This window comes from Actinoplanes hulinensis (assembly GCF_019429605.1).
Taxonomy (GTDB): Bacteria; Actinomycetota; Actinomycetes; order Mycobacteriales; family Micromonosporaceae; genus Actinoplanes; species Actinoplanes campanulatus.
Map to the genome: position 1 here is coordinate 19,761 of NZ_JAHXZI010000043.1, position 9,759 is coordinate 29,519.

9 protein-coding genes are annotated in these 9,759 nt (G+C 70.0%); all 9 read left to right on the forward strand.

The window, feature by feature from the left end:
- The first annotated feature begins 2 nt into the window (after positions 1–2).
- Positions 3–3,317 (forward strand): carbamoyl-phosphate synthase large subunit, encoded by a 3,315-nt coding sequence (gene carB / locus KZ829_RS42050; protein ID WP_220149428.1) that lies wholly within the window; start codon positions 3–5, stop codon positions 3,315–3,317.
- 77 nt (positions 3,318–3,394) lie between these two features.
- Positions 3,395–4,420 (forward strand): quinone-dependent dihydroorotate dehydrogenase, encoded by a 1,026-nt coding sequence (locus KZ829_RS42055; RefSeq protein WP_220149429.1) that lies wholly within the window; start codon positions 3,395–3,397, stop codon positions 4,418–4,420.
- 23 nt (positions 4,421–4,443) lie between these two features.
- Entirely contained in the window at positions 4,444–5,694 is a 1,251-nt protein-coding gene (locus KZ829_RS42060) for an adenosylmethionine--8-amino-7-oxononanoate transaminase (RefSeq protein WP_246637160.1), read from the forward strand.
- Positions 5,695–5,713: 19 nt separating this feature from the next.
- Entirely contained in the window at positions 5,714–6,544 is an 831-nt protein-coding gene (pyrF, locus tag KZ829_RS42065) for an orotidine-5'-phosphate decarboxylase (RefSeq protein ID WP_183215204.1), read from the forward strand.
- A 183-nt stretch (positions 6,545–6,727) separates the two neighbouring features.
- The gene (gene mihF, locus KZ829_RS42070) at positions 6,728–7,045 is read left to right on the forward strand and encodes an integration host factor, actinobacterial type (RefSeq protein ID WP_067705076.1); all 318 of its coding nucleotides are present in this window, start codon (positions 6,728–6,730) and stop codon (positions 7,043–7,045) included.
- Between the two features lie 32 nt (positions 7,046–7,077).
- Complete coding sequence (gene gmk, locus KZ829_RS42075; RefSeq protein WP_220149433.1) at positions 7,078–7,680, forward strand: guanylate kinase; 603 nt, start codon at positions 7,078–7,080, stop codon at positions 7,678–7,680.
- Between the two features lie 12 nt (positions 7,681–7,692).
- Positions 7,693–7,956: a DNA-directed RNA polymerase subunit omega gene (gene rpoZ / locus KZ829_RS42080; RefSeq protein WP_071807772.1), complete on the forward strand. Its 264-nt coding sequence runs from the start codon at positions 7,693–7,695 to the stop codon at positions 7,954–7,956.
- A gap of 70 nt (positions 7,957–8,026) precedes the next feature.
- Entirely contained in the window at positions 8,027–9,244 is a 1,218-nt protein-coding gene (gene coaBC, locus KZ829_RS42085; protein WP_220149431.1) for a bifunctional phosphopantothenoylcysteine decarboxylase/phosphopantothenate--cysteine ligase CoaBC, read from the forward strand.
- Between the two features lie 45 nt (positions 9,245–9,289).
- Positions 9,290–9,759, forward strand: a 470-nt coding sequence (locus tag KZ829_RS42090; RefSeq protein ID WP_308285892.1) for an S-adenosylmethionine synthetase N-terminal domain-containing protein, incomplete at its 3' end; no start/stop codon positions are given.

The following is a 9,759-nucleotide window of genomic DNA, read 5'->3' on the forward strand; positions in this document are numbered from 1 at the left end:
AAGTGCCGAAGCGTGAAGATCTCAAGCATGTGATGGTGATCGGGTCCGGCCCGATCGTCATCGGCCAGGCCTGCGAGTTCGACTACTCCGGCACCCAGGCCTGCCAGGTCCTCCGGTCCGAGGGCATCCGCGTCTCGCTGGTCAACTCCAACCCGGCCACGATCATGACCGACCCGGAGTTCGCCGACGCCACCTACGTCGAGCCGATCACGCCCGAGTTCGTCGAGCTGGTCATCGCCAAGGAGCGCCCGGACGCGATCCTGCCGACCCTGGGCGGCCAGACCGCGCTGAACACCGCGATCGCCCTGCACGAGAGCGGCGTGCTGGAGAAGTACGGCGTGGAGCTGATCGGCGCCAACGTCGACGCCATCCGCAAGGGCGAGGACCGGCAGCTCTTCAAGGACATCGTGGCGCTCGCGGGCGGCGAGACGCCCCGGTCGCGGGTCTGCCACTCCATCGAGGAGGTTCGGGAGACCGTCGCGGAGATCGGCCTGCCGGTCGTCATCCGGCCGTCGTTCACCATGGGCGGGCTGGGCTCCGGCATGGCGCACACCTCCGAGGACCTGGAGCGGATCGCCGGCGCCGGCCTGGCCGCGTCCCCGGTGACCGAGGTGCTCATCGAGGAGAGCGTGCTCGGCTGGAAGGAGTACGAGCTCGAGCTGATGCGCGACAAGCACGACAACGTCGTGGTCGTCTGCTCGATCGAGAACATCGACCCGATGGGCGTGCACACCGGCGACAGCGTGACGGTGGCCCCGGCCATGACGCTCACCGACCGCGAGTACCAGAAGATGCGCGACCTGGGCATCGCCGTCCTGCGTGAGGTCGGTGTGGACACCGGCGGCTGCAACATCCAGTTCGCGATCAACCCGGACGACGGCCGGATGATCGTCATCGAGATGAACCCGCGGGTGTCCCGGTCCTCGGCACTGGCGTCGAAGGCCACCGGCTTCCCGATCGCCAAGATCGCGGCGAAGCTGGCCATCGGCTACACCCTCGACGAGATCCCGAACGACATCACGCTCAAGACCCCGGCCGCCTTCGAGCCGGCCCTGGACTACGTGGTCGTCAAGATCCCGCGGTTCGCGTTCGAGAAGTTCCCGGGCGCGGACCGGGAGCTCACCACCACGATGAAGTCGGTCGGCGAGGCGATGAGCCTGGGCCGCAACTTCGCCGAGGCGCTCAACAAGGCCATGCGCTCGATGGAGACCAAGGCCGCCGGTTTCTGGACGGCTCCCTCCTTCGACGACCTCGGCGAGGCGCTGGAGGCCCTGCGCACCCCGCACGACGGGCGGCTCTACACCGTCGAGGCGGCGCTGCGGCTCGGCGCCACGGTCGAGCAGGTGCACGAGGCGTCCGGCCGGATCGACCCGTGGTTCCTCGACGAGATCAAGGCCCTGGTCGACCTGCGCGCCGAGATCCTGGCCGCCCCGGTCCTCGACGAGGACCTGCTGCGCCGGGCCAAGCGGGCCGGTCTCTCCGACCGGCAGCTCGCCGGGCTGCGGCCGGAGCTGGCCGGCGAGGACGGCGTCCGGGCCCTGCGGCACCGGCTCGGCCTGCGCCCGGTCTACAAGACCGTGGACACCTGCGCCGCCGAGTTCCAGGCGAACACCCCGTACCACTACTCGTCGTACGACGAGGAGACCGAGGTGGAGCCGAGCGACCGGCCCAAGGTGATCATCCTGGGCTCGGGGCCGAACCGGATCGGGCAGGGCATCGAGTTCGACTACTCGTGCGTGCACGCGGTCCAGGCGCTGCGCGGTGTCGACTTCGAGACCGTCATGGTCAACTGCAACCCGGAGACCGTGTCGACCGACTACGACACCGCCGACCGGCTCTACTTCGAGCCGCTCACCTTCGAGGACGTCCTCGAGGTGTTCCACGCCGAGGACAGCTCCGGCAGGGCGGCCGGCGGCCCCGGCGTGATCGGCGTGATCGTGCAGCTCGGCGGGCAGACCCCGCTCGGCCTGGCCGACCGGCTCAAGGCCGCGGGCGTCCCGATCGTCGGCACCAGCCCCGAGTCGATCGACCTGGCCGAGGACCGCGGCCTCTTCGGCGCGCTGCTCAACGACAACGGGCTGCGCTCGCCCGACCACGGCACCGCCACCAGCTTCGGCGAGGCCAAGGCGATCGCCGACACGATCGGTTACCCGGTCCTGGTCCGCCCGTCGTACGTGCTGGGCGGCCGGGGCATGGAGATCGTCTACGACGAGCCCACCCTGAAGGGCTACATCGAGCGGGCCACCGAGATCTCGCCCGACCACCCGGTGCTGGTCGACCGGTTCCTCGACGACGCCATCGAGATCGATGTGGACGCGCTCTGCGACGCCACCGGCGAGGTCTACCTGGGCGGCGTCATGGAGCACATCGAGGAGGCCGGCATCCACTCCGGTGACTCGGCCTGCTCGCTGCCGCCGATCACCCTGGCCGCCTCGCACATCGCCGAGGTCCGCCGCTACACCGAGGCGCTGGCCCGGGGCATCGGCGTACGCGGCCTGATGAACGTGCAGTACGCGCTCAAGGACGAGACCCTCTACGTCCTGGAGGCCAACCCGCGCGCCTCGCGGACCGTGCCGTTCGTCTCCAAGGCGACCGCGGTGCCGCTGGCCAAGGCGGCCGCCCGGATCATGCTGGGCGCCACCATCGCCGAGCTGCGCGCCGAGGGCATGCTGCTGCCCGAGGGCGACGGCGGGACCGTGCCGGCGAACGCGCCGATCGCGATCAAGGAGGCGGTGCTGCCGTTCAAGCGGTTCCGCACCCTGGCCGGCAACAACGTGGACAGCCTGCTCAGCCCGGAGATGAAGTCGACCGGCGAGGTGATGGGCATCGACGCCGGCTTCGGCCAGGCGTTCGCCAAGTCGCAGGCCGCGGCGTACGGTTCGCTGCCGACCAGCGGCAAGGTCTTCGTCTCGGTGGCGAACCGGGACAAGCGGTCGATGATCTTCCCGGTCAAGCGGCTCGCCGACCTGGGCTTCACCATCGTCACCACGGCCGGAACCGGCGAGGTGCTGCGGCGCTACGGCATCGACTGCGAGGTCGTCCCGAAGCACTACGAGGACCCGGGCAGGCGCAACGCCGTCGACCTGATCCTGGCCGGCGAGATCGCGCTGATCATCAACACCCCGCAGGGCTCCGGCGCCGGCGCCCGCCGCGACGGGTACGAGATCCGCAGCGCCGCGGTCACCGCGGACGTGCCCAGTATCACCACCGTGCCCGGCGCGGCCGCCGCGGTGATGGGCATCGAGGCGCTGCGGGCCGGTGACATGAAGGTCCGGCCGCTCCAGGAGCTGCACAAGCTGCTCAGGGGTGGCGAGTAGATGAGCGGGCTTGCGAGCGAATCATCAGGCTCGGTCATGAACTCGTTGCCACGCCGGAGCGCGGCGGAGGTGGCGCGATGAGCCTCTTCACGAACGTCGCCCGGCCGGCCCTGTTCCGGCTGGGCGGCGGCGACGCCGAGCACGCCCACGAGTGGACGCTGAACCGGCTCGCCTCGCTGCCGGCCCCGGCCCTGACCGCGATGCGCCGCTGGTACGGGTTCTCGAACCCGGTCGAGGTGTTCGGCGTCCGCTTCCCGAACCGGGTGGGCCTGGCCGCCGGCATGGACAAGAACGGCATCGCGCTGCCCGCGTGGCCGGCGCTCGGCTTCGGGTTCGTCGAGGTCGGCACGGTCACCGCGAAACCGCAGCCGGGCAACGACAAGCCGCGGCTGTTCCGGGCCAGGGAGTCCGAGGGCATCGTCAACCGGATGGGCTTCAACAACGCCGGCGCGGCCGCCCTGGCCGACCGCCTGGCCGCGCTGGGCCCGCTCGACGTGCCGCTGGGCATCTCGCTCGGCAAGTCGAAGGTGACGCCGCTCTCGGAGGCGGTCGAGGACTACCTGACCTCGTACCGTCTGCTGCACCCGTACGCCGACTACATCGCGGTCAACGTCTCCTCGCCGAACACGCCCGGCCTGCGCAACCTCCAGGACTCCGACGCGATCGCGGCGCTGCTCAAGGCTCTGGCCGGGCCGGTGCCGGTGCTCGTCAAGATCGCGCCGGACCTGACCGAGCCGGCCATCGCCGAGCTGCTGGAGGTCTGCCTCGACCACGGCGCGGCCGGGATCATCGCGACCAACACCACCCTGTCCCGCGACGGGCTGGCCGCCTCCGACGGGCACCTGGCGAGCGAGGCGGGCGGGCTCTCCGGCGCCCCGCTGACCGCCCGGGCCCGTGAGGTGGTCCGGTTCGTGCACACCGAGAGCGGCGGCCGGCTGCCGATCATCGGGGTGGGCGGGATCATGTCGGCCGACGACGCGTCCCGCATGTTCGACGCCGGCGCCGCGCTGGTGCAGCTCTATTCGGGGTTCATCTACAAGGGCCCGGACCTGGTCCTGTCGGTCGCCCGGGGCGCCCGGCCGTCGCGGACCGCCGTCGCGTGACGAGCCCGGCCGAGCGCGACCTGATGGCGCTCGACCGGGCGCACGTCTGGCACCCGTACGGGCCGATGCCCGGCCGGAGCGAGCCCTACCTGGTGGAGAGCGCCGAGGGCGTCCGGCTGCGGCTCGCCGACGGCCGGGAGCTGATCGACGGGATGTCGTCCTGGTGGGCGGCGATCCACGGCTACCGGCACCCGGCTCTCGACGCGGCGCTGGCCGACCAGGCCGGCCGGATGAGCCACGTGATGTTCGGTGGCCTCACCCACGAGCCGGCCGTCCGCCTCGCCGCCGAGCTGGTCGAGCTCACCCCGGCAGGCCTGGAGCACGTGTTCCTCTGCGACTCCGGCTCGATCGCCGTCGAGGTGGCGATCAAGATGGCGTTGCAGGCGCAGCGGGCGCTGGGCCGGCCGGGCCGGCAGCGCCTGGCGACCTGGCGGGGCGGCTATCACGGCGACACCTTCCATCCGATGAGCGTCTGCGACCCGGTCGGCGGCATGCACTCGCTCTGGAACGGGGTGCTGCCCCGGCAGATCTTCGCGGGCCCGCCTCCCGCGGAGTGGGACGAGGGCTACGCCACCGAGCTGACCGACATGATCGGGCGGCACGCCGGCGAGATCGCCGCCGTGATCGTCGAGCCGGTGGTGCAGGGCGCGGGCGGGATGCGGTTCCACCATCCTGAGTACCTGCGGGTGCTGCGCGAGGCCACGGCCGCGCACGGGATCTTCCTGATCTTCGACGAGATCGCCACCGGGTTCGGCCGGACCGGGCGGTTCTTCGGTGCCGACCACGCCGGGGTGAGCCCGGACATCATGTGCCTGGGCAAGGCGCTCACCGGCGGGTACCTGACCCTGGCGGCGACGCTGTGCACCGGCGCGGTGGCGGAGGCGATCTCGGCGGGCGAGGGCGGCGGGCTGGCGCACGGCCCGACCTTCATGGGCAACCCGCTGGCCTGTGCGGTCGCCGGAGCGTCCCTGGGCCTCCTGCGCGCGGGCGGGTGGGCGGAGCGCGTACCGATGATCGAGAAGGCCCTCACGGACGGCCTGGAGCCGCTTCGCGGGGCGCGCGGGGTCGCGGACGTGCGTGTCCTGGGCGCGATCGGCGTCGTCCAGCTCGACCACGACGTGGACGTGGCGAAGGCGACCGCGGCGGCGGTCGCCGAGGGCGTCTGGTTGCGCCCGTTCCGGGACCTGATCTACACCATGCCGCCGTTCGTGACCGGCGACGCCGACGTGGCCCGCATCGCCGCGGGGATCGCGTCCGCGGCGGCGGCCGGCTGACACAGAAGAGGGAAAAACTATGGAGACCTTCGGCGAACGACTGCACCGGGCGGTCGCGGAGCGTGGTCCGCTCTGCGTCGGCATCGATCCGCACGCCTCTCTGCTGGCCCGCTGGGGCCTCTCGGACGACATCGCCGGCCTGGAACGCTTCGCCCGTACGGTGGTCGACGCGCTGGCCGATCGGGTGGCTGTTCTGAAACCACAGTCCGCGTTTTTTGAGAGATTTGGGTCACGTGGCGTCGCTGTTCTTGAGTCAACTATCCGACAGTCCCGAGAGGCCGGGGCTCTTGTTCTCCTGGACGTGAAGCGGGGCGACATCGGCTCGACGATGGCCGCGTACGCCGACGCCTATCTGAATCCGGCGAGTACTCTCTGTTCCGACGCGATTACTGTGAGTCCCTATCTTGGAGTGGGTTCTCTCCAGCCGGCGTTCGACCTGGCGGCCGCTCACGGAGGTGGCGTCTTCGTTCTGGCGCTGACCTCGAACCCCGAGGGCCCGGCCGTCCAGCACGCCGTCGCGGGCGGTGGAAAAACCGTCGCGCAAACGGTCATCGACGAGATTTCCCAGGTCAACGCGGGTGTGAAGCCGCTCGGCAGCCTCGGTCTCGTGGTCGGCGCGACGATCGGCGACACCGGCCACGACCTCTCGAAGGTCAACGGTCCGCTGCTCGCGCCGGGCCTGGGAGCGCAGGGCGGAACGCCCGATGACCTGCGTGCGGTCTTCGGCGAAAGCCTGCACAACGTGTTGCCGTCGTACTCACGCGAGGTTCTCTCCGCGGGTCCGGAGATCGCCGGATTGCGGGCCGCGACGGACCGCGTTCTGGCCGGCGTGCGCGCCGCGCTCGGGTGAAACGGCCTGCTTACCAGGCTCCGGAAGAGCTTGGCCCGGGGTACCCCCACGTTGCCGAAACCGTGTTTGACCGCTAGTTTTCCCGGCGCCGGGAACCAATGCCCCTTTGGTTCCATGGCACACCACGTTTCACAGAAGCGCCGGTATTGAACTACCGCCGCGTAAGGGACCTGAGGAGAACTGGTGCCGCTCCCGTCACTGAGCCCCGAGCAGCGCGCTGCCGCGCTGGAGAAGGCCGCGGAAGTTCGCAAGGCTCGGGCCGAGCTGAAGGAACAGCTCAAGTCCGGCAAGACCACCCTCGCCGCCGTGCTCGACCGCGCGGAAGGCGATGAGGTCGTCGGCAAGCTGAAGGTCTCGGCCGTGCTTCAGGCGCTGCCGGGCATCGGCAAGATCCGCGCGACCCAGATCATGGAGAAGCTGAAGATCGCCGAGAGCCGCCGGCTCCGGGGTCTCGGCGACCAGCAGCGCAAGGCCCTCCTGGGGGAGTTCGCTGCGAACTGACTCACCGGCTCGTGTAGGAATGAGCCGTGAGCATGGATGACGACGCGCAGCCGGCAGCCCGCCTCACTGTCCTTTCCGGCCCCTCCGGGGTCGGGAAGGACAGTGTGATCGAGCTGATCCGGCTGCGCTCGCCGTGGATCAGACTCTCGGTGTCGGTGACAACACGCAAGAAACGCGACTACGAGACCGACGGCGAGCACTACCACTTTGTGACCAGGTCCGAGTTCCAGCGTCTGATCGACGGCGATCAGCTCCTGGAGTGGGCGGAATTCGCGGGCAACCTGTACGGAACCCCCCGCGCGCAGGTCGAGGGCTGGCTCCAGCAGGGCCGGCCCGTTCTGCTGAAGATCGACCTCCAGGGCGCCCGTCAGGTGCGAGCCGCGATGCCGGAGGCCCGCCTGGTCTTCCTCGCCCCACCGAGTGTCGAGGAGCTCCAGCGCCGCCTGGTCGGCCGGGGCACCGACGACGAGGAGACGATCAAGCGCCGGCTCGCGCACGCCGACGACGAGTTGGCCGCCGAAGCCGAGTTCGACGTCACCGTGGTCAACGACTTCGTCGAGAGGGCCGCGGATGAGCTGGTAGGATTGCTCGGTTCGTCATACCTGACGCCGGCCACACCAGCTCACGAGCATTAAGGATCTTCCAACGTGGGAACCATCGCGAACCCCGAAGGCATCACCAATCCCCCCATCGATGAGCTGCTCGACAAGACCTCGTCGAAGTACTCGCTGGTGATCTTCGCGGCCAAGCGCGCCCGCCAGGTCAACGCCTACTACAGCCAGCTGGGTGAGGGTCTGCTCGAGTACGTCGGCCCCCTGGTCGAGACCACCCCGCAGGAGAAGCCGCTCTCCATCGCGATGCGGGAGATCAACGCGGGGCTGCTGACGGCCGAGGCGACCGACCAGCCCTGATCGTCTAGTTCATCTGGTCCCGCGTCCGGAGTCTCCGGGTGCGGGACCGCTTGCTGTCCGAGGGGGCACGGTGACCGAGATCGTCCTGGGGGTCGGTGGGGGCATCGCCGCCTACAAGGCCTGTGAGCTGCTCCGCCTGTTCACCGAGTCCGGTCACGGCGTGCGGGTGGTGCCCACCGATTCGGCACTCAGGTTCGTCGGCGAGCCGACCTGGTCGGCGCTCTCCGGGCGGCCGGTCGCCACCGGGGTGTGGGACGAGGTCCACGAGGTGCCGCACGTGCGCATCGGCCGGGCCGCCGAGCTGGTCGTGGTCGCTCCGGCCACCGCCGACCTGTTGGCCAGGGCGGCGCACGGCCTCGCCGACGACCTGCTCACCAACACCCTGCTCACGGCCACCTGTCCGGTCGTCTACGCGCCGGCCATGCACACCGAGATGTGGGAGAACCCGGCCACCCGCGCCAACGTGGCGACCCTGCGGGAGCGCGGCGCCGTGGTGATCGAGCCCGCGGTCGGCCGGCTCACCGGTAAGGACACCGGCAAGGGGCGGCTGCCGGAGCCGTCGTCGATCTTCGAGATCGCTCTGCGCGTACTCCGCCGGGGTGTTGATCTTGATCTTGCCGGACGCCACGTGGTGGTCACCGCCGGAGGGACCCGCGAGCCGCTCGACCCGGTCCGGTTCCTGGGCAACCGGTCCTCGGGCAAGCAGGGGTACGCGCTGGCCCGCGCCGCGGTGGCGCGCGGCGCGAGGGTGACGCTCATCTCAGCGAACGTCGCGTTACCGGAGCCCGCCGGTGCCGATCTCATTCGTGTGGGGACCACCGAGGAGTTGCGCAAGGCGACGGTCGAGGCCGCCGGCTCCGCCGACGTCGTGGTCATGGCCGCGGCTCCGGCCGACTTCCGCCCGGCCTCGGTCGCCGAGCAGAAGATCAAGAAAACAGACGCGGGTACGCCGGATGCCATCCATCTCGTGACGAACCCGGACATAGCCGCTGAACTGGGCGCCAACAAGCTGCCCGGCCAGGTGCTCGTCGTCTTCGCGGCGGAGACCCAGAACGCTCTGGAGAACGCCCGCGGCAAGCTGGCCCGCAAGCGGGCCGACCTGATCGTCGTCAATGAAGTGGGCGTCGACCGGGTCTTCGGTCAGGACCGCAACACCGTCACCCTGCTGGGGGCGGACGGTTTCACCGCCACCCACGGGGAACTACTGAAAGACGATGTGGCCGATATGATTTTCGATCAAGTCGCCACCCGCTTGGAAGCCCAGGTCCGGGACGCTCGGCGACCCTGACTACACTTCCGCGTTACGTTGTATTCGACAAATCTGAGGAGCACCGTGGCACGCCGTCTGTTCACCTCCGAGTCGGTCACGGAAGGCCACCCGGACAAGATCGCTGACCAGATCAGCGACGGGATTCTCGACGCCCTGCTCGCGCAGGACCCGCGTAGCCGTGTCGCGGTGGAGACCCTGATCACCACCGGCCAGGTGCACGTGGCGGGTGAGGTCACCACTCAGGCCTACGCCGACATCCCCAAGATCGTGCGCGACACCATCCTGAACATCGGCTACGACTCGTCGAAGAAGGGTTTCGACGGCGCCTCCTGCGGCGTGAGCGTGTCGATCGGCTCGCAGTCGCCGGACATCGCGCAGGGCGTGGACAGCGCCATCGAGCTGCGTGAGGGCGACTCCGACCACGTCCTGGACTCGCAGGGCGCCGGCGACCAGGGCATGATGTTCGGTTTCGCGTGCTCGGAGACGCCTGAGCTGATGCCGTTGCCGATCGCGCTGGCGCACCGTCTGGCCCG